Here is a 24946-nt window from a genome sequence, read left to right as displayed (position 1 = left end):
TTTATGCCATCCCACGGACGAACTCGACCTGCTCGGGTCCGTAGTAGAACGTCAGCATCAGGTAGGCGACGATGCCGAGTACGAGACTGACGAGCCAGGTCGTAACGGCGATGCGGCCCACGGTGGCGTGGGCGGTCGACTTGAGTTCGGTCGGCGTCCGAGTGAGTCCGAGCGTGATGGCGTACAGCACGAACGGCACCGCGACGACCGACAGGAAGATGTGAATGCCGAGCATCGCGAGATACGCTCCCCGGAGCGGCTCGCCGGCGAGAATCTCTTTGCGGCCGCCGCCCCCCGTCTTCAGCAGGTACAGCACGAGGAAGACGAGGATGAGCCCGAAGGCAGCCAGCATTGCGGCGCGGTGCTTCTGTATCTCGTCGGCACGAATCCAGTAGATGCCGGCGACGAGGCAGGCGATTGTCGCGGCGTTGACCACGGCGATGGCGTGTGCCAGCAGGTCGACGGTCGACTCGGAAATCTCCGGGTAGAGGCCGAAGTCGCCGTAGAGGGTTCCGATGACCACGACGTATCCGACGAGCGTCACGACGGTGGCGAGCGCCTTCGGATGGTTACGGGCAAAGGACGGGGCGGAAGCCGTTGACATACCGTTCGTTTCGTGTTCCCGGACAAAGGTCGCTTCGCTTCCCGGCGACGGTCGCCGTTTTTGCGTCGTCAGACCGGGCCGGTCCAGCGCTCGTCGTTGTAGTCTGTCGCCTCCTGGGCGTCGAACCGCTCTTCGATAGTCTTGACGAGCGCCCGCTTTTCGTCGCGGCTGATGCGAGCCAACTCGTCGGCCTTGGCGACAGCCAGCGGCGGCCCTCGCTCGTGGGCAATATCCCGGAGTAGCTGCATTGTCAGCGCTTCCCGCAGCTCCGGGTCACGGGTGACAACGGCTGGTGCCTCAACCCGGAACAGCAGCTCGGTCCGCGGGTCGAAAACACAGCAAAACGTCACTTCGTAGTCCTCCGGTGGACGGTTCCGCTCGAGCCCAAGCGCATCGCCGTGTTTCGACAGCGGCTCGTCGACGCCACAGCGGGAGACAAACCAGTTTGTGAAGGTCAGTGCGTCGGTTCGTAGCTCGCCGTCGTCGCCGGTCCGACGGAGCACTCGCTCGAAGAACGCGGCATCGTTGACCCACGGGGCGCGTTTTTCGTTTCGGACAGCACGGGTAATCGCCTTCGAGGCGCTGTTCTTGACAACGCCGACAAGCGGCACGCCGCGGTCGGCGAACTGCTCGACGAGCCGGAGGTAGCTGCTGACGACATCGCGGGGGCGTTCGTTTTCCACCAGTAGGTCCGCGAGTTCGGGGGAGCGGTCGGACCACGCGAGCAACCCCTTCGGATAGATTGGGCCATCGAGGACGAGCAGGTCCTCGACCGCCTCAGCGTTGTCGAGGGCGTGTTCGACCTCGGCGAGATACAACGAGAGCGCGTGTACGACGCCTTCCTCGTACCGGTTTACGTGTGGCGCTTGCAGGACACGCCCGCGAGAAAAGTAGTCGCCGTCGGGGCCATCGCGGTCGAAGCCGCTCCAGTCGTCTTCGTTGCAGTCGACCGTCCGGTCGTTAGAGTGGACGGTCTTGACAACGGTCCGCGAGCGATGGAGCGAAAGCTCCGAAGGGACTGCTGCCATCGCGGCGTGGGCGATGTCGATAACGAGTCCGTTCGTGAACGTCGTCGGGTTGATGGTGCCTGAATCGAGGCCGTGCTGGGTGGGGAACGGCGCGTCTTGAAGCGCGGCGTCCTCGATGTCGATGCGGCGACGGCGTAACTCGCCAAGCGGTTCGACGATGCGGTCGCCGTCGTGCCAGAGCGGGTCTAAAAACTCCTCGAAGACTGTTTCGGCGAAGGCATCGTGGTCCGTGGCATCGACGCGGTGGCTGATGCGGTCAGCCAACCCTGCGATACCGTCGAAGTGGACCGGGTCAAGCGTCATTACCGGGTCTGGGGCGCTATCGGGTATAAATGACAGGCATCGGCCGGCTCAGAGCGTTCCGGAAACCGCGGTCTGCATCGCCTCGCTGCTGTATGCCGCTCCGGCGTCGCCGTCGGGCGTCAGCGCGATGAGACCAGCAGTTCCCTCGACAGCCTCGTCGAAGTCGTCGATGGCTGCCTCGACCGCCCGCTGTGCATCGTCGCCAGCATCGAGGCGGTCGGCTGCCGAGCGGGCAAGCGTTTGTCGCGCGATATCCTCGCCGGCACCGGTGGCAGAGACTCCACCGGCTGGCGTACAGTAGAAGCCGGAGCCGACCTGCGGGACATCGCCGACGCGGCCGGCAAGCGCCAGCCAGCGGCCGCCCGTCGAGGTGCCGGCAGCGATGCGGTCGCCGTCGGTTGCGACCGCTCCGACGGTGTCGTGGTCCGTTCCGTCGCGGCCGGCGGGGTCGCCGCCGAACCGGTCGGTGACCCACGCGAGTTGGTCGCCCAACTCGTCCGGTGGCTTCGTATCGAGGTCGTCCCACCGCTGTCGCGTCCGGTCGGTCCAGAGGTCGACGGTGGTCTCGACGCCGACGGTCTCCGCGAGGTCGACGGCGTGGACGCCAGCCACGAGAACGTGCGGCGTCTCGTCTTTGACTGTCCGGGCGACATCGATAGCGTGTTCGACACCGGGCATCCCCGCAGCAGCACCAACAGACCTGTCGTCCGTCATCAGCCCCGCGTCAGTCCGGATGTATCCATCGGATTGAACGGCGCTGCCGACACCGGCGTTGAATCGGGGGGCCGACTCCAGCCGGCGGATGGCCGCACAGACCGCCTCGGTCGGCGTCTGTGCGTCGGCTCCGGCATCGGCGGCTCCCTCCAGCACCGCGAGCCGTTCGTTCGGCTCCGCCGGAGCTGTTCCCGCACCGCCATGGACAATCGTTCGCATATCCCCCGGTATGACCCCTGCCTGCTTACGGTTTGTGGCTTTTCGTCGGATTCCTGTACGTGTGGAACTCCCCCGCGGTTCTTCCCGGTTGTTCATGCAAAATTCGCCGCGAGAGCGGTACGCCTTTGATGGGGCCGGCCGAAGGCCCCCGATATGGGATACGACAAAGTCGAGGTGCCAGCCGAGGGAGAGAAAGTAGCGGTAGACGAGGACGACGAACTCATCGTTCCGGACGACCCGGTTATTCCAATTATTCACGGAGACGGTATCGGGACGGACGTCGGACCGGCAGCACAGAAGGTCCTGCAAGCGGCCGCTGACGCGACGGGGCGTGAAATCAACTGGATGCGGGTCTACGCTGGGGAGTCGGCCCGCGAAAAGTACGACGAGAACCTACCGGAAGACACAATCGAGGCACTCAAGGAGTTCAAAGTGTCCATCAAGGGGCCGCTAACGACGCCCGTGGGGGCGGGCTTCCGTAGTCTCAACGTCGCCCTGCGGAAGAAGCTCGACCTCTATACGAACATCCGTCCGACCTACCACCTCGACGGCGTCCCGTCGCCGGTCAAACAGCCCGAGCAGATGGACATGGTCACGTTCCGGGAAAACACCGAGGACGTCTACGCCGGCATCGAGTGGGAAGCCGGCACCGACGAGGTCCAAGAGGTAAAGGAATTCGTCGAAGAGCAGATGGGATACGACGATGTCATCCACGATGGTGAGGTCGGTATTGGCGTCAAGCCAATCACCGAGTTCGGCACCAAGCGCCTCGTCCGGCAGGCCATCGACTACGCCCTCGAAAAGGACCGCGACTCTGTGACCCTCGTCCACAAGGGCAACATCATGAAGTTCACCGAGGGTGCCTTCCGTGACTGGGGCTACGAGGTCGCCCGCGAGGAGTACGGCGAGGAGGTCATCACCGAGGACACCCTCTGGGAAGAACGGGACGGCGAGCCGCCGGAAGACGCCGTCGTCGTCAACGACCGCATCGCCGACAACATGCTCCAGCAGATTCTAACTCGCACCGACCAATACGACGTGCTGGCGATGCCGAACCTCAACGGCGACTACCTCTCGGACGCCTGTGGCGCCCAAATCGGCGGCCTCGGCATCGCGCCGGGCGCGAACATCGGCGACGGACGCGTGCTTGCCGAGCCGGTCCACGGCTCCGCGCCCAAGTACGCCGGCCAAGACAAGGTCAACCCCACCGCGATGATTCTCTCGGGTCGCATCATGCTCGAGTTCATGGGCTGGGACGACGCGGCCGACCTCGTTCGCGACGCCGTCGAACAGACCATCGTCGACCGCAAGGTCACCTACGACATCGAGCGACAGGTCGAAGACGCCGAGAAGCTCGCCACCAGCGAGTACGCCGAGGCCGTCGTCGACAACCTCTACGACCTCGCCTAAACGGACCGTCGCCGTCCGTTACTGAATTACAAGGCGAAAGCCTCGCGCTTCAGCGCGGGGATGAAGCCGACATGATATGCTACAAATCACGCGACACAGACTGCCTGTAATCCCAACGTTTATTTTATGCGAGCAATTATAAAATGGTAGACATGCGACATGCTGCTGCGGGGAACGTGCTCATGCTCAAGATGGCTACGAGTGCGTCTCAACTTCCACATTTACACACCTTCCCAGCCCAACCAGCAGCGGTTGGCATGTCACGAGACGACTCCCCCACGGTGGCTGGAACGGAGAGTCAGGCCGATGGCCCGGCCCGCTGCTCACGGTGCTGGACGCCCGTGAGTGTCACTTCCCTTCGGGGAGGGCAACACCGAGCGGATAGCCAATACGCCACACCCTCAGTCGAGGGCCGAAGGTGCGTCAGCAAACCCGCAAGTTCACAGCCGGGGTAATCAATCTGGTTGGATTACCCACGGAGGAATCTTCGCCCTTTAGGGCGGAGAGGAGGTCAATGACCCAGGTCAGTCGTTCTTTTTGACTCGTAAAGTAATTCAGCCGGGACACCGAGAGTATCGGGTATGTACACCGTCGTCGGCTGTCCTGCATGCCGTGCCATCTGGGTGGTCGAAGACCGCCCGGAGACGACCGAGTGCCGGCGCTGTGGGAAGCGTCACCGCTTCGGGAAGCTCCGGTCGTTCGCCCAGACCGACACCGCCGATGCCGCCGCTCGTGTCCGGAGTTCGATGCTCGCAGACCGGGCCGACGACGGGGCGTTCGTCGACCCCCAAACAATCGACATCGAGGGTGTCGGGATAGACGACGCGACGTTTCTGTCGGCGTCGGGTGTCGACCCCGATGCTGTCGCCGATGCGGGAGAAACGGACACATCGGGCTCGCGGAGCCGAAAGCGGATTCTCCTCGATGGCCTCTCCGAACTCGACGCGCCGACCGAGGCCGAGGTCGTCGAGTACGCGACAGCGGCCGGCGTGCCGGAGGCGAAGGCCGAACGGCTGCTGACGAAGCTTCGGCGAGCGGGCGAAGTGACTGAAACTGACGGAACGCTCCGGCGACTCTGACATGAGCGACGAAGACGAATACCGATTCCATCCGGAGGACTTCGAGGGCGACAGCGACCCGACCGACGAGACGGCGAGTGTCGCCCCGCTGGTCATTGTCGTCTGTCTCGGCGTCGGTATCCTGCTGTTTTTGGCCGGGACGGTCACCGACGGGCTGCCGGTGCTCGGCGTCGAGGTCGACCTCGTCGCGCTGTCGGCGGCGGTGTTTGCCGTCGGACTGTTCGCCGGGAGCGTCATGTACCTCCGGCAGGGTCGCCGGGTCGTCGGAGCCGTACACGGCCTCGGCGCGCTCGGGTGGACGTTTCTGGTCTTCGGGACACTACTATCGGAGGCGGTGCTGCTCGCAGCGGGGGTTGCTGTTCTCGTCGTGGGGTCGGTCGCGCTGCTTGTCATTTCGATTCGTCGCTGACCGCCGCCGCGATTCGAGTGGGCTTTCAACCTCCGGGTCGGGTGTCGACGTATGGAGCGTGAACCCGCCGCCTACAGTCGTCTCGTCGTGTTGCTCGGACTGGGACCGTTGCTTGTCGCCGACCTTCTCGTTGGGCTTCCCGAGGGAGCCTTCGTCGGCGGCGGGGCAATCGTCCTGCTCGTTGCCGCCGGCGTCCACATCTACGGCGGCGAACGACGCGCCGGCGGGGGCTGGGTGATGTTCGCCGCGGCACTCGGAGTCGCGGCGCTTGTCGATTTAACCGCGAACATACTGTATCTGGTCTCCTTCGGGCTGCTACTGGCGGCCGGGCTGGTGCTCTTGGCCAGCCAGCGCATCATCGACGCGGACGACGACTAGCGGCCGAGTTCCTCGTGGGCGCTGGCGAGGTGGTTCGACGCGAGCGCGCCGAGCAACGAGAGTTCGCCGCCGAGGGCCGCCGTCGCGATGGCTTCCGCGAGGGCATCGGCGTTCGAGCCGGCGGGGTCGCCGCCGCCGCGGACGCCGACGACGTCGAGCGCCTCCGCCTGCGTCGGCAGTTTCGTTCCGCCACCGACGGTTCCGACCTCCAACGAAGCGAGCGTGAGGCTGGCATAGAGGTCACCGTCACGAACGTCGGCCGTCGTGATGGCGTTGGCGCCCTCGACAACCTGTGCGATGTCCTGGCCGGTCGCGAGGAAGGCGGCGGCGACGGTGTTTGCCGCGTGGGCGTTGAATCCCAGCGACCCGGCCTTCGCCGAGCCGACGAGGTTCTTCCGGGTGTTTGCCTCGGCGATGGCCGCCGGCGTCGTCCCGAAGTACTCCTCGACGACCGACCCGGGGAGGACGACATCGGCGGCGACGGTCCGGCCGCGCCCCTCGACGCTGTTTACCGCGGCCGGCTTCTTGTCGGAACAGAGGTTCCCCGAGAGCGCGACGAGTTCGGCCGGCGTTTCCGCCTCGACGACCTCACAGGCGGCTTCGGTCGCAATCGTCGCCATGTTCATCCCCATCGCGTCCTTGGTGTCGTAGGCGAACCGCAGGAAAACGTTGTCTCCGACGACGTACGGCGTCACGTCGCGGAGTTCGCCGTGGCTTGTCGTCGCCTCTGCGGCCGAAGCGAGACTCTCGACGTTGTCCCGGACCCACGCGGCAGTTTCGCTCGCCTCGGCGACCCCGGCGACCCGGAACACCGGCGCGCGCGTCATCGCGTTCTTCAGGACGCGCGCTGTCGCACCGCCCGCGGCAGTCATCGAGGCACAACCACGGTTGACGGACGCGACAAGCGCCCCCTCGGTCGTCGCCAACGGGAGGTACGGCTCGCCGTCGATGGCGTCGCCGTCGACGGCGAGCGGGCCGACAACACCCATCGGTACCTGCGCCGCGCCGACCATATTCTCGATGTTCGGCTCGGCATCGTCGGCGGGAAACGCGTACTCGCCGACCGTCTCAAGGCTCGTGTCGGCAGCGTCGGCGACGATTCGCCGACGGGCCGCGGCGGCGGTGTCGGCGTCAGCGTGTGCTTCGAGTTCGTGCAGGCGGAGCTCGCCGTCCCTGACGGCGTCGACGAGTGCGTCAGTGTCCAAACCGGTCGCTCGGGAGCCGGCGACTAAGGGTTTCCGTCAGGCGGTCGGGCGACAGCGGCGGCTTCAAGACGCTGGCGGCCGCCGGGTCCGGTATGACACGCGCGGCGGACCGCATTTTCGAGAACGCCGAGGTCCACTCCCTCGGCGAGTCAGACGAAATCCACGAAGCCGTTGCCGTCCGTGATGGCCGCATCGTTCGGGTCGGCAGCGACTACGAGGTCGAGTTCCTGCGTGGCGTCGACACCGATGTCGTCGACTGCGACGGGAACGTACTGCTCCCCGGCTTTATCGACGCCCACACGCACCTCGAAATCCTCGGCCGACGGCTCGTTCGGGCCGACCTCGATACGGGGACACGGACGGCAGCACTCGACCGGCTTCACGAGGCCGCCGACGGTGACGACGCGTGGGTACTCGGATACGGTTACGACGAATCCGACTGGGATGACGGCCGCCTCCTACAGCGGGCGGAGCTAGATTCGGTATCGACAGACAGGCCGGTCGTCGCCTTCCGGGAGGACCTACACACCGCATCAGCAAACAGCGTCGTCTTCGAGCGCTACGGCGACGAACTACCGGAAGCGGGCGTCGAGCGCACCGACGGCGAGCCGACCGGCGTCGTCCGCGAGGCGGCTGCAGAACGGCTCCGCCGCGAGACTGCTCCGGACCGTGCTGAAACGCGGCAGTTGGTGACGGCAGCACGCGACGACGCCCACGAGCGGGGGGTTACGGGCGTCCACGAGATGGTCCGTGCCTCCGAAGCCCCCGCCGTCTACCGGACGATGGCACGCGACGGCGAACTCGGACTGCGCGTGCGGCTCTACTACTGGGCAGACCATCTCGACGCCGTCGAGGAGACGGGGCTCGTCGCCGATTGTGGCAGCGACCTCGTGGAGGTCGGCGGCATCAAGGCATATGCGGACGGCTCGCTGGGCGCACGGACGGCACGGCTGTCGGAACCGTATGCCGACGCCGACGGCCGCGGCGAGTGGCTCACCGACCCTGAGCGACTCAGAGAACTCGCAGCCCGTGTCGACGACCTCGGATTACAGTTTGCGGTTCACGCCATCGGCGACGAAGCCGTCGGGGCGGTGCTCTCGGCGCTTCCGGACGACTCCGACCGCCGACACCGCATCGAACACGCCGAGTTGCTTCCGGGGGCGGCCGCCGACTTCGACGCCGTGGCATCGATGCAGCCGAACTTCCTGCGGTGGGCACGGGCTGGCGGCCTCTATGCGGCGCGGCTTGGGGCCGAACGAGCCGCGACCGTCGACCGCTTTGCGGACCTGCTGGCAGCCGGTGTGCCGGTCGCGTTCGGGAGCGACTGCATGCCGCTTGACCCGTTGTACGGCGTCGAGCAGGCCGTCACCGCGCCGGAGGACAGCCAACGGCTCACGGTGACCGAAGCACTGCGCGCCTACACGACCGGGGCGGCCTACGCCGGCCACGACGAAGACCGGCTCGGAACTATCGAGGTGGGCAAGCGAGCCGACCTCGTGTTGCTGGAGGAGTCACCATGGGCCGTCGATGACGACGCTATCGCTGACATCGATGTGACGATGACGGTCGTTGACGGCGACGTTGTGTATCGGCCGTAAGCCCCGCCAGTTTTCTGCGGGGTCGCCACCGTGCCACTACTCCGACCCGCAATTCGCCGCACCACGGCAAGATATTCCTGTATCGGCCGGTGTTGAAGACAAAATTTTATCAAAGTACGGCACCGTTAGTCAGGATAACCCAAGGTACCAAGACAATGCCGGAAATGGAAACGGTCGAACTCGAGACCGACCTGAGCCTCTTCAAGTACGATAACCTCGAACAACTTCCCGAAACGTACCGGGAGTTGAGCGAAGAAGAGCGAACCGAGCGCATCGAAGCAGCGAAAGCCGAACTCGGCGATGACCTCGTCGTGTTGGGCCACAACTACCAGCGGCGCGAAATCGTCGACCACGCCGACTTCATCGGCGACTCCTACCAGCTCTCGAAGCGGGCCGCCGAGGCCGACGCCGAGTACGTCGTCTTCGGCGGCGTGACGTTCATGGCCGAGTCGGCGGACATCATCACCGACGACGACCAGACGGTTATCCTGCCGTCGATGGAGGCGTCCTGCCCGATGGCTGGCATGGCAGAAGCCCTGCAGGTCGACGCTGCGTGGGCCGAGCTTACCGCGGCTGTCGACGACGACACCGACATCATCCCGATAACCTACATGAACAGCTACGCCGACCTGAAGGCCTTCTGTGCCGAACAGGGCGGACTCGTCTGTACTTCCTCGAACGCCCACAAGGCCTTCGAGTACGCCTTCGAGCGCGGTGACAAGGTGCTCTTCTTGCCGGACAAGCATCTCGGGGAGAACACTGCCCACCGGCTCGGGATGGCTGATTCGACCGCCGAGTGGGACCCGTGGGACCCCGAATCGAAAGACACCGAGGCGGTCGCCGACGCCGACATCGTGCTGTGGGACGGCTACTGTCAGGTCCACGAGCGCTTCACCGAAGACCACATCGAGACAATCCGAGAAGAACACGACGACGTGCAGGTCGTCGTCCACCCCGAGTGCCGCCGCGAAGTCGTCGAGGCCGCGGATATCGCCGGCTCGACATCGACTATCTGTGAGACTATCGAGAACGCTGACCCCGGCGAGACGTGGGCCATCGGCACCGAAATCCACCTGACAAATCACCTCCAGCGGTGGCACCCCGAGGTGAACGTCCTGCCGCTGTGTGGCGATGCGTGCATGGACTGCAACGCGATGCGGCAGATAGACCCCAACTACCTGACGTGGGTGCTCGAAGAACTCATCGAAGGCCGAGAGCGGAACGTCATCGAGGTCGAGCCCCGCGAAAAGGAGCTGGCCGAACTGGCGCTGGAACGGATGCTGGAGATATGACAGGGGAGCCACGCGAGACCGAGCTACTCGTCGTCGGCAGCGGTATCGCCGGCTGTGCGGCGGCGCTTGCCGGTGCCCGCGCCGGCGCGTCGGTGACACTGGCAACGAAGGCCACCCGCCCCGAGGAGTCGACATCCTACTGGGCACAGGGCGGCATCGCCGTCTCCCGCGGCGACGCCGAGCAGTTCAAACGCGACATCATCGCCGCCAGTGACGGACTCGCTGACGAGACTGCTGTCGATGTGCTCGTCGAGTCGGCCGACGAGGCTGTCGAGGACGTACTCGTCGAGACGCTCGGCGTCGACTTCGACGGCGACGACGGACACGAGTACGCCCGCGAAGCAGCCCACAGCGAGCCGCGTATTCTCCACGTCGACGCCGCAACCGGCAAGCACCTGCTCGGGCCGTTCATGTCGCATCTCGAATCCCACGACGACGTCGAGATACTGGCCGACACCGCGGCGCTCGAACTCGTCACCGCGGAAGGCCGAGTCCACGGCGCGATGCTGGAGCAAAACGGCGAGTGGGCACCCTGTCTCGCCGGCGCGACGGTGCTGGCGACCGGCGGCGTCGGGGCCTGCTACGGCCGGACGACGAACCCACCGACGGCGGCCGGCGACGGCGTTGCGATGGCGGCGCTGGCCGGCGCTGACACCGCCGACATGGAGTACGTCCAGTTCCACCCGACCGCCTTTGCCGGCGAGGACGGCGACGACCGCGGAACGTTCCTGCTCAGCGAGGCCGTCCGTGGAGAGGGCGCGCTGCTGCGGAACGCCGACGGCGAACGGTTCATGCCGGACTATCACGAGGACGCCGAACTCGCGCCGCGGGATGTCGTCGCCCGCGCGGTCAGGGCGGAACGGGAACGGACCGGTGGGGTGTCTCTCGATGTCGGTCCGGTCGACTTCGAAGCCGAGTTCCCCGGTCTGGCGTCCGCATGCCGGGACCGCGGCGTCGATATCGAGGCCGGCATCCCGGTCGCACCGGCGGAACACTTCCTCTGTGGCGGCGTTGCTGTCGACACCGAGGGCCGGACCTCACTAGACCAGCTGTATGCGGTCGGCGAGTGTGCCCGAACCGGCGTTCACGGCGCGAACCGGCTGGCCTCGACGAGTCTGCTTGAAGGGCTCGTCTGGGGGCTCAGAGCGGGCGAGGCGGCAGCCGGCAACGAACCGGTGGCCGTCGAAGTGCCGGAGCTTCGGGACAGCGACCCGTCTCTTCCCGACAGCTTCGCCGAAGAGAAGTTCATCCGGCTGCGGCGCGTCATGGACGACTACGTGGGCATCGAGCGGACGCCTTCGGACCTCGACCGGGCGGCGGGTGTCCTCCGCCGGCTCAAGGGCGAAATCGACGCCTACATCCGAACCCGGACGAGTCGGTCGCTGTACGAACTCCGGAACGCGTGTATCGCCGCGCTGCTGATTACCCGCGCGGCCCGGGAAAACGAGACCTCGCGCGGGTGTCATCACCTCGTCGAGGAGGCTGCCGCGGATGCGGATTGAGCAGTCACAAGTCGAGCGGTGGCTCAGAGAGGACCTCGGCCACCACGACGTGACAAACGAGGTCCCCGGCCAGACGACGGGGCGGCTCGTCGCGACAGAGCCGGGCGTTCTCGCGGGGCTGGAAGCGGCCGCTGCCGTCTTCGAGTACCTCGGCGTCGACATCGAGAGCCGTCGGTCGGCAGGCGACGCTGTCGAGGCCGGCGAGACAGTACTCCGGGTTTCGGGGGCTGCAAGCGACGTGCTCCGCGGCGAGCGAGTCGCCGTCAACATCGCCGGCCACGCCAGCGGCGTCGCCACCAAGACCCGGACAGCCGTCGAACGGGCTCGGGCGGTTGCCCCGGACGTCGCTATCGCCGGCACGCGGAAGACGACGCCGGGACTGCGCGGTGTCGAAAAGCGGGCCATCGCGGCGGGCGGCGGCGACACCCACCGGCTCGACCTGTCGCACATGGTGATGGTGAAGGACAACCACATCGCCGAGATGGGCGTCGAAACAGCCATCGAACGCTTCCGCGAGCAGGCGTCTTTTGCGACGCAGATAGAGGCCGAGGCCGAGACGGCCGAGATGGCTGTCGCCGCTGCCGAAGCGGGAGCGGACATCGTCCTGCTCGACAATATGTCGCCGTCCGAGACGGCCGACGCAGCCGCGGCCGTGCCCGACGGAACGCTGACCGAGGCAAGCGGCGGTATCACGCTCAACGATGTCGTCGATTACGCCGGAACCGGCGTTGACATCATCTCTCTGGGGTCGCTGACCCATAGTGCCGGCGCGCTGGATTTCTCCTTCCGGACGGGCGGCGACCGGTAGCTGCGGCCGGCCGACGCGACCACGGAGTAGCGTTTTAAGGGTTCCGGCCACAAAGGACGGGTATATGGGTATCCTCTCCCGGGCATCCTACGTCATCCGGTCGAAGATCAACGCCGTCCTGAATCGCGCGGAGGACCCCCACGAGACGCTCGATTACTCCTACGAGCAGCTTCGCGACGAGCTTCAGGACGTGAAACAGGGCATTGCCGACCTGACGACACAGAAGAAACGCCTCGAAATCCAGAAGAACCGCCTCGAAGAAAACGTCGAGAAACACAACGAGCAGGCACGACAGGCCGTCGAACAAGGCCGCGACGACCTCGCGCGGCGGGCACTGGAAAAAAAGAAGCAGAAAATGCAGCAGATAGAGGACCTAGAAACCCAAATCGCCGACCTCCAGAACACGCAGGACAACCTCGTCGAAAAGAAAAACGAGCTTCAAAACCGCATCCAGGAGTTCCGTACCGAGAAGGAGACGATGAAGGCCCGCTACGAGGCCGCCGAAGCCAGCGCCCGCGTCAGCGAGGCGATGACCGGGGCCGGCGAGGAGATGGAGAACATCAACCGCTCCATCGAACGCGCCCGCGACGACACTGAGGACATGGAGGCCCGCGCGGCGGCGATGGACGAACTCGAAGAGTCCGGGGCCTTCGACAGCGCCCTCTCAAACGAGAGCGACCTTGAGGCCGAACTCGAAGAGGTCCGTCAGGAAGGCGAAGTCGAAGCCGAACTGGAGACGCTCAAAGCCGACGCCGGCGTCGAAAGCGACGGAGAAGCAGACCCCGAGGTCGAACTCGAAGAAACGAACGAAGCAGCGGCCGACCCCGAAATCGAAGCGGAGCTAGACGACCTCAAAAAGGACGACGAGTAGGCTACTCGTCGACAAAATCCGGCTCGACGCGCTTTTCCTCAACCTCGCTGGCGAGGTGGTCGCGGAACGTCTCGACATCGACATCCTTGCGCTCGTCTTCGAAGCGGTCGCGGACGGAGACGGTTCCGGCTTCTTCCTCGTTGTCGCCGACAACGAGCATATACGGGACGCGGTCGTCGTGGGCGGTCTGAATCTTCTTGCCGACCGTCCACGAGCGGTCCTCGATTTCGACGCGGAAATCGTCGAGATAGCGGTTCTTGAGCTGTTTTGCGTAGCCGATGTTGTCGTCGGAGACCGGCAGGATACGCACTTGCTCGGGGGCGAGCCACGTCGGGAAGTTGCCGTCGAAGTGCTCGATGAGCACCATGAAGAACCGCTCGTAGCTGCCGTACAGCGCGCGGTGAATCATCACCGGGCGGTGTTCCTCGTTGTCCTCGCCGGTGTAGGTCAAATCGAACCGCTCGGGCATGTTGAAGTCCAGTTGGACGGTCGGGCCGTCCCAGTTGCGCCCGAGCGCATCCTCGAAGGCGAAGTCGATTTTCGGCCCGTAGAAGGCACCGTCACCGGACTCGATGTCGTAATCCATGCCGCTTGATTCGAGCACCGAGCGAAGCTGCGTTTGGGCCTGCTCCCAGATTTCGTCGGAGCCGACCGACTTCTCCGGCCGGGTGGCAAGCGCCACCTCGTAATCGAGGTCGAACGTGTCGAGGACCTCCTCGATTTGGTCCATGATGACGTTTACCTCCTGCTCGATGGCGTCCCGTTCGACAAAGAGGTGGCCGTCGTCGATAGTAAACGCCCACACGCGGGAGAGCCCGGAGAGCTCGCCGCGCTGTTCCTTGCGGTAGACCTTCCCGTTTTCAGCGTACCGGACAGGCAGGTCACGGTACGACCAGTTGCCCTGGTTAAAGATGGTAGCGTGGCCGGGGCAGTTCATCGGCTTGAGGCCGTACTCCTCGTCGTTGACATCGAGGAGGAACATATCGTCGACGTAGTTCTCGTAGTGGCCCGACTGCTTCCACAGCTCGGTCCGGAAAAGATGCGGCGTCTCGACGAACTCGTAGCCTTGGTCGTCGTTTAGTTGGTCGACGAAGTCCTCCAACTCCCGGAGGACGGCCTTCCCGTTGGGGTGGTACAGCGGCAGCCCGGGACCGGTCACGTCGGGAATCGAGAACAAATCGAGCTCTTGGCCGAGCTTTCGGTGGTCGCGCTTTTTGGCTTCCTCGCGTCGCTGGAGGAACCCTTCGAGGTCCGACTCTGACTCGAAGGCGGTACCGTAAACCCGGGTCAGCGTCTCGTTGTCCTCGTCGCCGCGCCAGTAGGCGGCGGCGATGTTGAGCAGTTCGACCGCGCCGATTTCGCCCGTCGAATCGACGTGTGGCCCCTGACAGAGGTCCTGCCAATCGTCTTGGGTGTAGAAAGACACCGGGTCCTCATCGGCGGCTTCGGTTTCAAGGATATCGCGCTTGTAGGGGTTGTCCTCGTATATTTCGAAGGCCTCCTCGCGCGAACGCTCGGCGCGTTCGATGTCGTGGTCGGCTTCGATGATGGTTTCCATCTCCGCTTCGATGGCCTCGAGGTCGTCCGCGTCGAGGTCGACGCCGGTGACATCGTAGTAAAACCCCTCCTCGGTTGGCGGCCCGATGGCGAGCTTTGCCTCGGGATGGAGCCGCTGGAGTGCCTGTGCGAAGACGTGGGCCGCGGAGTGTCGGAGTACCTGCAGGTACTCGTCGGACTGGTCGGTGACGATGACGAGTTCGCAGTCGTCGGTGAGCTGTTCAGCCTTGTCGACGAGTTCGCCATCGACGACACCGGCGACCGTATCGTCGCCGAGCCCCGGTCCGATCTCGTAGGCCACGTCCTCGACGGTCGACCCCGACTCCATTTCGAGTTCGGAGCCGTCCGGCAACGTGACGACGATTTCGCTCATGCGAGGACAGAGCCGTGGCGGGCGGATAAGTGATTCGAGATTCCGGCGGCCCTCGCCGCACGCCTCAACGAGCAGGGTGTCACGAGGAGAGCTCGTAGCCCATTTCGGCGTCGAGTTCGACGTCGCTTTTTCCGAACGTCCCGGTACCGCGAGCGAGCTGATTGCCGTCGCCGTCGTAAAGAACGCCGTCGGCAATGAGCTGTCTGGGATGGTCGTTGACCACCTCGGCCTCCGCCCGGAGCTGGCCGGTCGAGACGGGACGGGTAAGCTGGATGTGGAAGTCGGTCGTGAGCACGAAAACATCCTCGATGAGCGAGTTGGCGGCAAAGAACGTGGCGTCGTCGAGCGCCTTGAAGTAGTAGGAACCGTGGACGCCGTCGGCGGCGTGGTGCATGCTCTCGTCGACGGCCAGTCGAAGCTCGGCCTCGCCGGGGCCGGTAATCGAGAGCGTCAAATCGAGGTCGCTGTTGCAGGGCGTCTCGTGGTACATCCGCTCGAGCTTCCGGTAGTGGTCCATACGCTGGCTGCCGGCGGCCGGGGAATATACGTTGTGGAGGGGGCCGAACCGACCGGAATGGAAGGGACGCTGGGGCCGACTGCCACGACGTTTTATGTTGGTTCCGGGAGTACAGTATCCATATGGAGCTACTCGTCGTCGGCGGAACGGGATTTATCGGCACTCACCTCTGTGCAGAGCTACACGACCGCGGCCACGAGGTGACGGCGATGTCACGGTCGCCCGACGACGGCGGGGTACCCGAAGGCGTCGAGGCGACAGCCGGTGACGTGACGACCTACGACTCCATCGAGCCGGCCTTCGAGGGCGTCGACGCCGTCGTCAACCTCGTCGCACTATCGCCGCTGTTCCGGCCGAGCGGCGGCGACGAGATGCACTACCGGATTCACCGCGACGGCACCGAGAACGTTGTCGCGGCCGCCGAGAAACACGGCGTCGACCGGCTTGTCCAGCTGAGCGCACTCGGGGCCGACCCGGACGGCGAGACGGCCTACATCCGCGCCAAGGGCCAAGGCGAAGACATCGTGCGCTCGTCGTCGCTCGAATGGGTCATCCTCCGACCATCGGTCGTCTTCGGCGATGGCGGCGAGTTCATCCCGTACACGAAGCAGCTCGCACCGGCATACCTCACGCCGCTCCCCGGCGGTGGAAAGACGCGGTTCCAGCCGATATGGATCGGAGACCTCGCCCCAATGATTGCCGATGCGGCGACGGAAGACGAACACGCCGGCGAAATCTACGAGCTCGGCGGTCCCGAGGCGCTGACGCTGGCATCAATCGCAAAGCTGGCACACGCCGCCGACGGTCGGCCGGTGAACGTGCTTCCGATACCGATGGCGGTCGCCGGGGCCGGGCTCAAAGCGCTCGGTTCCGTCCCCGAGTCGGTGCTTGATTCACTCCCCGGCGTCCCGCGGATGGGCGGCGACCAATACCGGTCGCTCCAGTTCGACAACACGACCGACGAAAACGACGTGGCTGCCTTCGGCGTCGACAGTGGGACGCTTCGGACAGTCAGCGACTACCTCAGCATCGACGACTAACACACCATCGTCTGTCGGCGGTCGGCCGTGTGATGTCATCTCACCGTCTGACGTGGGCCGAAAGCTTATCATTTCCGTAGGCTGCATGTCAGATAAGGACCGATATGAAACTTGCAATGATCGGCTTCGGGCAGGCCGGCGGGAAAATCCTCGACCGGTTTCTCGAGTATGACTCGACCCGGGGCACCGGTATCGTCGGGCACGCTGTCGCCGTCAACTCGGCGAAGGCTGACCTGATGGGTCTCGACTACGTTCCGAACGAAAACCGAGTCCTCATCGGCCAGTCTGTCGTCAAGGGCCACGGCGCCGGGACCGAGCCCGAGCTTGGTGAACGGTGTGCAAAGGAGGACATGGAAGAGATCCAAAGCGCCATCGACCGGATGGTATCCAGCGAAATCGACGCGTTTCTCGTTATGGCCGGACTCGGCGGGGGCACCGGCAGCGGCGGCGCGCCGGTACTGGCGGAACATCTCCAGCGGCTCTACGTCGAGCCGGTCTACGGGCTCGGCATTCTGCCCGCGAGAGACGAGGGGGGTATCTACAACCGCAACGCGGCGCGGTCGTTCCAGCGATTCGCTGAGGCAGTCGACAACCTGCTCACGTTCGACAACGACGCGTTCAAAACCGGCGGGGAAAGCCTCGGCGAAGGGTATGCTGAAATAAACGCGGAGATAATCACGCGCTTCGGCGCGCTGTTCTCCGCAGGTGAGGTCGAGGCACTCGGGGACAACGTCGCCGAAAGCGTCGTCGACGCCTCCGAGATTATCAACACGCTCGGCGAGCACGGTATCTCCAGCGTCGGCTACGCGAGCGAACCGGTACAGACCAAACAACAAAGCTCCGGCCTGCTCGACCGGCTCCGCGGTGGAAACGATAAGAACGGGTTCTCAAGCGGCGGCGATGCGACGAACCGCATTACCTCACTCGTGAGGAAGGCGACGCTCGGCAAGCTCACGCTCCAGTGTGAGGTCGACAGCACCGAGCGAGTGCTACTCCTTGTTTCGGGGCCGCCGGAAGCGCTCAACCGAAAGGGTATCGACAAGGCGCGCAAGTGGCTCGAAAGCCAGACCGACTGCATGGAGGTCCGCGCCGGCGACTACCCGCTGCCCAACGAGGACAAGGTCGCCGCGATTGTCGTTCTCTCCGGTGTCACGGATGTCCCGCGCGTCAAAGAGATGCAGCGGATGGCCGTCGAGGCCGAAGAGAAAGTCGAAGAGATTCGCTCGCAAAGCAAAGATGACTTGGATGACCTCATAGAATACGGCGACGATGAAACGCAGTAAGTTCGTCGCGCTGCTGGTCGCGGGATTGCTCGTCGGGACGCTGTTTGTCGGCGGTGCTGCCGCGGCAACGAGCAGCTCCGAAGACCTTCCTGAGGACGCTGAGGTCGGTACCGACTTCGAAGCGAACTTCGAAGTCGAAGACCTCTTCGACGAGTTCAACACGTGGACGCTTGCGGCCGAAACTGAACTGACAGACGTGACGTGGACGGTCTGGCAGTACGACCCGGCCGGCTCCGAAATCGACCGGAGTGAGACGGACGGTCAGAGTGCGGCCCAAGATGTCGACATTGACGACAACGTCGACCGAATCGAGGTCCGCGTGACAGGAACGGTCCCGGAAATCGAGAACATCAGCTACGACCCGCCACACCAGTTCAGCGCGGCGAACTTCACACAAGAACGGTCGGGTGGCACGGACCGCCACATCAACGACCACGGTGTACACCACTACACCGAGGAGAGCAATGAAGCCCGACAGGCGCTCGACAGCGCCCGTGAAGCCGTCAACGCCTCCGGAAGTGGGCAAGACACCTTCGAAAGCGCCGTGTCGTCCTACGAAAACGGGAACTTCGAAAACGCCATCTCGCTGGCCGAAAGCGCCGAAAGCGACGCGACGCGAAGCCAGCTTATCCGAACCGGCCTCCTCGCCGGCGGTGCCATCATCGTCTTGGCACTGCTCGGCTTCGGCGGCTACCGTGTCTATCAGTCGCGAAAGCAAGATACGAGCCGACTGAGGTAGATGGACGTTCTCGTCCCGTTTGCGGCTCGCGAGCCCAAGACACGGCTCGCCGGGACGCTCGATGCCGACGAGCGGGCCGCGTTTGCCCGTGCGATGCTTCTTGATGTCTGTGATGCTGTCGAAGCAGCCGGCGGCGAACCGACCGTCCTCGCCACAGAGCCACTGGCTATCGAACAGCCGGTCGTTGTCGACAAACGGCCGCTGACGCCAGCGATTGACGCACATCTCTCGCCGCCCGCGGCTGTCGTGATGGCCGACGTAGCGCTGGTGACGCCGGCGGCACTGCGGCGACTCTTCGCAACCACCGGCGACGTTGTCATCGCACCGGGACTCGGTGGCGGCACGAACGCCCTCGTCGTCCGTGCGGATGGTTTCACAGTCGACTACCACGGCACCTCGGTACGAGACCACCGCCGCGCGGCCGAAGGCGCCGGTATCGATGCCCGAAGTGTCGACTCCTTCCGGCTGGCCGTCGACATCGACGAGCCGACCGACCTCGCGGAGGTGCTGTTGCACGGCGACGGCCGGAGCGCCGACTGGCTCAAAAACGCTGGGTTCCGGCTGGCCGAGACGGATGGCCGGACGACAGTCGAGCGGCGCGGATAACACCGCCGGCAGGCGAGCGTTTTAGTGCCGGAGGCTCTCACCGGAAGATGTGTTCGGAGCGGCCGACTACGGCGTCGACATACAGGTTGACGACGGCGACACCGAGCGGCTGCTCTCGGTAACACCCGATGACGTCTCGGCGGCTGAGTCGCTTTCCTTCTGCCGGAACGTCTTCGTACCGCTGACGACAGCCTGCCGGTACACTTGTACCTACTGTACCTACTACGAACCCCCGGGACAGGCGTCGCTCCTGTCGCCGGCGGAAATCCGGGACATCTGTGAACGCGGCGCTGACGCCGGCTGCACGGAGGCGCTTTTCACATTCGGCGACGACCCCGACGACCGCTACGAGCGGATTCACGGCCAGCTCGCCGAGTGGGGCCATGACTCGATACACGACTACCTTCGAGAGGCCTGCGACATCGCGCTTGACTGCGGGCTGTTGCCGCACTCGAATCCCGGCGACCAAACGCGCGAGCAGATGGGGCGTGTCGCCGACTTGAACGCCTCGGTGGGTGTTATGTTGGAGACGACTGCCGAGGTACGCGCTCACGGCGGCCCGCGGGCGAAGGAGCCGGGACAGCGGCTGGCGACTATTGCGACTGCCGGGGAACTCGGCGTCCCGTTTACGACCGGGATACTGGTCGGCATCGGCGAGACGGCCCGGGACCGCGCCGAGAGTATCCTCGCTATCCGGGAGCTTCACGAACGGTATGGCCACATTCAGGAGATTATCGTCCAACCGGTGTCGAACAACGACCGCTGGCAGCAGGGGTCGCCCGAGCTAGAGACGCTTCGCCGGGCGACAGCGATGGCCCGTGCGGGGCTGCCTGCGGAAATAAGCGTCCAGTCGCCGCCGAACCTCGCGCCCGTCCGGGAGCTACTCGATTGTGGGGTCGACGACCTCGGCGGTGTCTCGCCGGTGACCGACGACCACGTCAATCCCGACTACGCGTGGCCGGCGCTGCGCGAGCTAGAAAACATCGCAGAGGAAGCGGGAGTGCCGCTCGAAGAGCGGCTCCCAGTACAGGACCGCTACGCAGCCAGTGAGTGGCTCTCGCCTCGTATCCAGTCGGCCATCGAGGCCGACAGCGAAGCGGGACGACGATACCGGCGCGTGTTGGAAAGCGTCTAGGGTTCCGGCTCCGGTTCCGGTTCTGGCTCCGGCTCCGGCTCGCCCTGCGGACCCTGTATGGCTTCGAACTCGTCTTCCGGGACGATGGCCTGCACGTGTTCTGAGGCGAGCGTGCCGACGATGGCGTCGCCGCTGCCCTCGACGAGCACGAGACCGAACTCCAGTTCGGAGTCGAGAACGGAGAGCGCCTCCGTCCCCTCGGCGTGGGCCTCGACGCCGTCGATGGCGTCCTGAAGCAGCTGCCGCTGGGTGTCCTGCAGTTCGCCCTGTGCCTCTTCAATCATGTCCGACGCCTCTTGTTGGTCGATTTCGCCGGCCTCGAAATCTTCCTGGGCTTCCTGTTGGATGCCCTCAAACTCCTGCTCGGCGGCCTGCATCTCCATTTGGTCGATAGCGACACCGATTGCGACGGTGTGTGGACCTTGGCCGGACATATCGGCCGGCGCACCGCCGTCCTCGGTATCCATGTAGCCACATCCTGCAAACGAAGCCGCCGCACCGACGCCGCCGGCCTGCAACAGCCGGCGTCGCGAAACTTGTGTTTCCATCGGCTAGGCGTGGGAGAGTGAGGTACATAAGGGTGTTCACGTCGCCGTCGAAAGGGTCGACAGCGGCAGCCGGCAGCGGTGTTGAGAAGGCGGTCACAGGAGTGGTGTTCCGTCCGCTCGGGGGCCGAGTCGCGGGCCGACAGAGGAGGCATCGGGGTCGACGACGCGCCGTGTCTCGTAGTCAGTCGAACGCTCAACCGGCACGCGGCCGATGGAGGTTATCATATCGGCATACTCCTGTATCGACCGGAACTCGCCGTAGTCGCCGCCTGCCCGTTTTGTAATCTCCTCGGAGAGAATCGTCCCCATGAAGTCGTCGGCACCGCAGTTGAGCATCTTTAACCCCTGCGTATCGCCGTACTTGACCCACGACGACTGGATGTGGTCGATGTTGTCGAGATAGAGCCGCGAGACGGCAACCATCAGTTCGTCTTCGTGGGCTGACGCACCGCCGTCGACGAGTCCGCGTTCCTTCAGCGGCGTCTCCTGATGGATGAACGACAGCGGAACGAACTCCGTTATCGCGCCGGTTTGGTCCTGCAGGTCACGGATGCGGTCGAGATGTATCGCCCGGTGGGCCTCGTTTTCGACGTGGCCGTACATGATGGTCGCCGTGGTGTCGAGGCCGACCTCGGCGGCAGCGGTCATCGCTTCGAGCCACTCGTCGGAGCCGATTTTCCCCGGGCAGATGGCGTCTCTGACCTCGTCGACGAGAATTTCGGCGGCAGTTCCCGGGACGGAGTCGAGTCCGGCGTCGCTGAGCCGCCGAAAGACCGTCTCGTAGTCCCAGTCGGTACCGCGTCGGGCGTGGTAGGCCTCCTCGGGTGTCATCGAGTGGATGTGGACGTCGTCGACGTTCATCGCCCGGAGCTGGTCGACGTACGTGCCCGGGTCGGTTTCGTAGGTCGAGGGGGGCTGGTAGTTGTGGCCGTCGTCGGCCGCCGAGAGGATTTCACGGTGCTCTTCGTCCAGTGCCAGTGCCGGGTGAAGGCCTGATACAGAGGTGACCTCGTAGATGCCGCGGTCGACAGCGTCAGCGACGACCTCGCGTGACTCCGCCGGCGTCTTGGTGAAGCCGGCGTTGTCGCCGTCGTAGTCCGCTTCGAAGCGCTGGGCGGCGTCCTTGAAATTGCAGAAGAGGCACCCGACGTTGCAAGCGGTGGTGACGTTGTTGTTGAGGTTGGCGACGAAGGTAACCTCCTCACCGACGACCTCGGCGCGGCGGCGGTCGGCTGCCTCTAATACCAGCTCCTTCCGCGATTGGTCGATGCCCTCGGTGTCGGAGCTGGTGGTCAACAGCTCGATGGCGTCATCAACATCGAGCCGGACCCCCGAGCGGGCCTTCTCGAGAGCGTTCTCGAAGGACTGGTCGGTCACGGGCCGGCGCTCAAATTGTAGTTCCGCCGGCACGTTCGCCGACGCCTCGAAGGCGTCCATACCACCCCTCCAGACTGCACGGTAAAAACCCCACCGGGACCGGCAGCCGTCCCCGGTGTCGACAACGCCCTCGGTGGAGTCCGAGTGCCCTCCCGGCGTCAGACGATGTCAGAACCCATCGAGGTCGGTCTGTTCGGCCTCGGCGCGTATCCGCTCACAGGTCGACCACGAGGTACGGACGCAGGGCGGGAAGCCGCCCTCCTGCTCGAACGCCTCCCGGAGGAACGCTTTCGTCGTCGGGTCGCTCGGATAGCCGCTGCCGACCGCGCCGTACTGTTCGCTGAGTTGCTCGACGTGACGTTCCCGGGCGGATTTGGCGATGATGCTGGCCGCGCCGACGAGGTCGTCGCTGCCATCAGCGCCGTGCTCGGCAGCGACCGAAACGTCAAGGGTGGCGGCGGCTGCGACCCGGTCGGCGAACCTGCCGGCGTCAACATCGCCGGCATCGCACAACACCGTCTCGCCGGATGCAGCGACGCCATCGAGAGCCGCAGCGTGTGCCGCGACGGTGAGGTCGTTCATATTCGCGTCGTCGATGTCGGCGGGCTGACACTCGACGACGGCGACATCGATACGGTCGGCATCCCGTAGTCGGTCGGCTAGGGCCTCTCGTCGGTCGTCGGTGAGCCGCTTCGAGTCGTCGATACCGTCCGGGAGCGCCTCGGTGGGCGCACGCACCGCGGCGACGAACATCGAGCCGACGACTGGACCCTTGCCAGCCTCGTCGACGCCGACAAGCGGGGTCACGCCGTCCCCGTCAGCAGGTGTCACGCTCCGGAGACCGGCTCTCCGTCGCGTTCGAGCCGGTAGTCGTCGGTGAGGAACGGCTCATCGACGCCCTCGACAGCAAGGACATCGAGGGCAGTGACGGTCGCCCCGACGCCGAGCAACCCGGCAAGACTCGGCTCGGTGCGCCCCTCGTCGCCGCTCATCAGCTCCTTGATGTAGAGCCCTCCTTCGCCGTGGACCTCGACGGTTGCGGCGTGGTCGGCTTCCAGTTCACCGTCGATATCTAGAACCGTCCGTTCCCGGACGAGGTCTGCCCGCCGATGGTCGACCCGGTGGGGCGTCCGCTGTTCGATTGTCGTGCCGTCAAGTTCGGCCAGTGCCGCCTCGAAGTCCGACTCGTCGACGGCCGCACCGAACTCGACTGTGGCCCGGTAGGTCTTGTCGCCGTCGTGTTCTTTGACGCGTTCGACCATCTCGTAGGTGACGGCGGTCAGGTTCTCGATTTCGACCTTGCCGTCGGCGTGGTCGTGGGCCTCTTCCCGGAGCGCTTCGAGGTCGGCTTGCCGTCGGCGGGGCTGTTTGATTTCGAGGACGAAGGGACGGCCAGTCCCGAGCATCAACGCGTCCACGTCCTCGCGACCAGCGCCGTGGAAGACAGCCTCCGTACCGCGGAACGCACTGAGAAATGGCGGCGAGATGAGTTCCGCGACGCTTTCGTCGTAGCGGTCCCACTCAGTCTGTGGGATGTCGCGTTCGAGCTTCCGATAGCGGCCGTAGATGGCAAGCGAGTTGCGCTGTACTTCGACCGTATCGGCATCAAGGTCCAGCAGGAACTGCACGTCCGGCCGCTCGAAGTCGACATCGGCGTCGAGCCGCGCGCCGACCCGGCGGCCGACCTCGCGGTTGAGTTCCGTTTTGAGCGGCTCGCCAGCGTCTTCCGCAAGACCTGCCTCGGCTCTGAGCAGGCGGTCGTTTTCGGCCACAAGTGGCGGGACGCGTGTTCCAACCTGATATGTGTATAATTCCGTCTCACCGAGGGCATCGACGACGCGGTCGGCGAACTCCTCGAAGCGGTCACAAATGCCCTCACAGACCCAACAGTCTGCCTCTGGTTCCTCGTAGGGTTCGTCGTCTTCCAGAGCGATGGTTGTTCGGAGCGACCGGCCGCGGGCCTCGTTTGTGAGTCCGAAGCTCCGGTCGGCAAAGAGCCGACCGAGGCAGGCGTTACAGACCGGACCCGAATCAAGCGCGTCACGGGCGGCGTCGAGAACCGTCATTGGCAGGTATCGGTGGCCGGTCGCCTTCGGTGTTGTGTTCGACGGTTATGTGTCGGTCTCGACGAGCGACCGTAGCTCCTCGCGCCGGTCGCGTATCGCCCGCCGGTAGGCCTCCTGCTGGTCGAAGGTCGCCGATTCAAGCCGGGCTTTTAGAACGACCAGTTCGTGTTGGAGCTCCCGGGCTCGCTCGCGGTCCTCCGGCGGAACACCCGCTGGGGCTTCCTTCGGGTAGTCGCGTGCCATACTGTCGTGTAGGGCGCGTGGGATGGAATGTGTACCGACGCC

General features: G+C 64.9%; 25 protein-coding genes. 14 read left to right on the top strand and 11 right to left on the bottom strand.

Annotation, left to right across the window (positions count from 1 at the left end):
* Position 1: 1 nt before the first annotated feature.
* The 3 genes from NP_RS06015 to NP_RS06005 all read right to left on the bottom strand — a co-directional run bounded on the left by NP_RS06015 (position 2) and on the right by NP_RS06005 (position 2868).
* Positions 2 to 604 (bottom strand): DUF420 domain-containing protein, encoded by a 603-nt coding sequence (locus tag NP_RS06015; protein WP_011322935.1) that lies wholly within the window; start codon positions 602 to 604, stop codon positions 2 to 4.
* Positions 605 to 672: 68 nt separating this feature from the next.
* Positions 673 to 1935: a DNA double-strand break repair nuclease NurA gene (locus NP_RS06010; RefSeq protein WP_011322934.1), complete on the bottom strand. Its 1263-nt coding sequence runs from the start codon at positions 1933 to 1935 to the stop codon at positions 673 to 675.
* A 48-nt stretch (positions 1936 to 1983) separates the two neighbouring features.
* Positions 1984 to 2868, bottom strand: a complete 885-nt coding sequence (locus NP_RS06005; protein WP_011322933.1) for an isoaspartyl peptidase/L-asparaginase — start codon at positions 2866 to 2868, stop codon at positions 1984 to 1986.
* 153 nt (positions 2869 to 3021) lie between these two features.
* Here NP_RS06005 and icd point away from each other — a divergent pair, with 153 nt between their 5' ends.
* The 4 genes from icd to NP_RS05985 all read left to right on the top strand — a co-directional run bounded on the left by icd (position 3022) and on the right by NP_RS05985 (position 6144).
* Positions 3022 to 4278 carry an isocitrate dehydrogenase (NADP(+)) gene (icd, locus tag NP_RS06000; protein ID WP_011322932.1) on the top strand — a complete coding sequence of 419 codons (1257 nt, stop codon included), beginning with the start codon at positions 3022 to 3024 and terminating at the stop codon, positions 4276 to 4278.
* Positions 4279 to 4859: 581 nt separating this feature from the next.
* The gene (locus tag NP_RS05995; RefSeq protein WP_011322931.1) at positions 4860 to 5357 is read left to right on the top strand and encodes a DUF5817 domain-containing protein; all 498 of its coding nucleotides are present in this window, start codon (positions 4860 to 4862) and stop codon (positions 5355 to 5357) included.
* A gap of 1 nt (position 5358) precedes the next feature.
* Positions 5359 to 5766, top strand: a complete 408-nt coding sequence (locus NP_RS05990; protein WP_011322930.1) for a hypothetical protein — start codon at positions 5359 to 5361, stop codon at positions 5764 to 5766.
* A 51-nt stretch (positions 5767 to 5817) separates the two neighbouring features.
* Positions 5818 to 6144, top strand: coding sequence for a hypothetical protein (locus NP_RS05985; RefSeq protein ID WP_011322929.1), 327 nt, complete (start codon positions 5818 to 5820; stop codon positions 6142 to 6144).
* Here the strand turns inward: NP_RS05985 and hmgA are convergent.
* A complete protein-coding gene (gene hmgA / locus NP_RS05980; protein WP_011322928.1) occupies positions 6141 to 7349 on the bottom strand; it encodes a hydroxymethylglutaryl-CoA reductase (NADPH) in 1209 nt (402 codons plus the stop codon). The genes NP_RS05985 and hmgA overlap by 4 nt on opposite strands.
* A 92-nt stretch (positions 7350 to 7441) precedes the next feature.
* Between hmgA and NP_RS05975 the strand changes: the two genes are divergently transcribed.
* From NP_RS05975 to NP_RS05955, 5 genes are all read left to right on the top strand, one after another.
* Positions 7442 to 8947, top strand: a complete 1506-nt coding sequence (locus NP_RS05975) for an amidohydrolase (protein ID WP_011322927.1) — start codon at positions 7442 to 7444, stop codon at positions 8945 to 8947.
* A 155-nt stretch (positions 8948 to 9102) separates the two neighbouring features.
* Positions 9103 to 10239, top strand: coding sequence for a quinolinate synthase NadA (nadA, locus tag NP_RS05970; RefSeq protein WP_011322926.1), 1137 nt, complete (start codon positions 9103 to 9105; stop codon positions 10237 to 10239).
* Positions 10236 to 11741, top strand: coding sequence for an L-aspartate oxidase (locus tag NP_RS05965; protein WP_011322925.1), 1506 nt, complete (start codon positions 10236 to 10238; stop codon positions 11739 to 11741). Before nadA ends, NP_RS05965 begins: the two co-directional genes overlap by 4 nt.
* Positions 11731 to 12549 carry a carboxylating nicotinate-nucleotide diphosphorylase gene (gene nadC, locus NP_RS05960; RefSeq protein WP_011322924.1) on the top strand — a complete coding sequence of 273 codons (819 nt, stop codon included), beginning with the start codon at positions 11731 to 11733 and terminating at the stop codon, positions 12547 to 12549. The genes NP_RS05965 and nadC overlap by 11 nt, the downstream gene beginning before the upstream one ends.
* Before the next feature lie 64 nt (positions 12550 to 12613).
* Positions 12614 to 13420 (top strand): PspA/IM30 family protein, encoded by an 807-nt coding sequence (locus tag NP_RS05955; RefSeq protein ID WP_011322923.1) that lies wholly within the window; start codon positions 12614 to 12616, stop codon positions 13418 to 13420.
* A 1-nt stretch (position 13421) separates the two neighbouring features.
* On the opposite strand, the gene thrS is transcribed toward NP_RS05955, so the two are convergent.
* Both thrS and NP_RS05945 read right to left on the bottom strand, forming a co-directional pair.
* Positions 13422 to 15350 (bottom strand): threonine--tRNA ligase, encoded by a 1929-nt coding sequence (thrS, locus tag NP_RS05950; RefSeq protein WP_011322922.1) that lies wholly within the window; start codon positions 15348 to 15350, stop codon positions 13422 to 13424.
* A 79-nt stretch (positions 15351 to 15429) separates the two neighbouring features.
* On the bottom strand, positions 15430 to 15867 hold the full coding sequence (locus tag NP_RS05945) for a PaaI family thioesterase (RefSeq protein ID WP_011322921.1): 438 nt from the start codon (positions 15865 to 15867) through the stop codon (positions 15430 to 15432).
* Positions 15868 to 15989: 122 nt separating this feature from the next.
* Here NP_RS05945 and NP_RS05940 point away from each other — a divergent pair, with 122 nt between their 5' ends.
* From NP_RS05940 to cofG, 5 genes are all read left to right on the top strand, one after another.
* Positions 15990 to 16907, top strand: a complete 918-nt coding sequence (locus tag NP_RS05940; RefSeq protein WP_011322920.1) for a complex I NDUFA9 subunit family protein — start codon at positions 15990 to 15992, stop codon at positions 16905 to 16907.
* A 104-nt stretch (positions 16908 to 17011) separates the two neighbouring features.
* Entirely contained in the window at positions 17012 to 18190 is a 1179-nt protein-coding gene (locus NP_RS05935; RefSeq protein ID WP_011322919.1) for a tubulin/FtsZ family protein, read from the top strand.
* Positions 18177 to 18929: a hypothetical protein gene (locus NP_RS05930; protein WP_011322918.1), complete on the top strand. Its 753-nt coding sequence runs from the start codon at positions 18177 to 18179 to the stop codon at positions 18927 to 18929. The genes NP_RS05935 and NP_RS05930 overlap by 14 nt, the downstream gene beginning before the upstream one ends.
* Entirely contained in the window at positions 18930 to 19535 is a 606-nt protein-coding gene (gene cofC / locus NP_RS05925; protein WP_011322917.1) for a 2-phospho-L-lactate guanylyltransferase, read from the top strand.
* Positions 19536 to 19584: 49 nt separating this feature from the next.
* Complete coding sequence (gene cofG, locus NP_RS05920) at positions 19585 to 20670, top strand: 7,8-didemethyl-8-hydroxy-5-deazariboflavin synthase subunit CofG (protein ID WP_011322916.1); 1086 nt, start codon at positions 19585 to 19587, stop codon at positions 20668 to 20670.
* Here the strand turns inward: cofG and NP_RS05915 are convergent.
* The 5 genes from NP_RS05915 to NP_RS05895 all read right to left on the bottom strand — a co-directional run bounded on the left by NP_RS05915 (position 20667) and on the right by NP_RS05895 (position 24904).
* Positions 20667 to 21218 carry a hypothetical protein gene (locus NP_RS05915; RefSeq protein ID WP_011322915.1) on the bottom strand — a complete coding sequence of 184 codons (552 nt, stop codon included), beginning with the start codon at positions 21216 to 21218 and terminating at the stop codon, positions 20667 to 20669. The genes cofG and NP_RS05915 overlap by 4 nt on opposite strands.
* A gap of 93 nt (positions 21219 to 21311) precedes the next feature.
* Positions 21312 to 22655, bottom strand: a complete 1344-nt coding sequence (gene cofH, locus NP_RS05910; protein WP_011322914.1) for a 7,8-didemethyl-8-hydroxy-5-deazariboflavin synthase subunit CofH — start codon at positions 22653 to 22655, stop codon at positions 21312 to 21314.
* Between the two features lie 108 nt (positions 22656 to 22763).
* Positions 22764 to 23402, bottom strand: a complete 639-nt coding sequence (rnhB, locus tag NP_RS05905; RefSeq protein WP_011322913.1) for a ribonuclease HII — start codon at positions 23400 to 23402, stop codon at positions 22764 to 22766.
* 20 nt (positions 23403 to 23422) lie between these two features.
* Entirely contained in the window at positions 23423 to 24661 is a 1239-nt protein-coding gene (locus NP_RS05900) for a tRNA pseudouridine(54/55) synthase Pus10 (protein WP_011322912.1), read from the bottom strand.
* A 45-nt stretch (positions 24662 to 24706) separates the two neighbouring features.
* On the bottom strand, positions 24707 to 24904 hold the full coding sequence (locus NP_RS05895) for a hypothetical protein (protein ID WP_011322911.1): 198 nt from the start codon (positions 24902 to 24904) through the stop codon (positions 24707 to 24709).
* Positions 24905 to 24946: the final 42 nt, after the last annotated feature.

Origin of the sequence: Natronomonas pharaonis DSM 2160 (assembly GCF_000026045.1) — an archaeon.
GTDB lineage: Archaea > Halobacteriota > Halobacteria > Halobacteriales > Haloarculaceae > Natronomonas > Natronomonas pharaonis.
The sequence above is the reverse complement of the archived record's forward strand: the minus strand, read 5'-3'. Positions and strand labels throughout refer to the sequence as shown.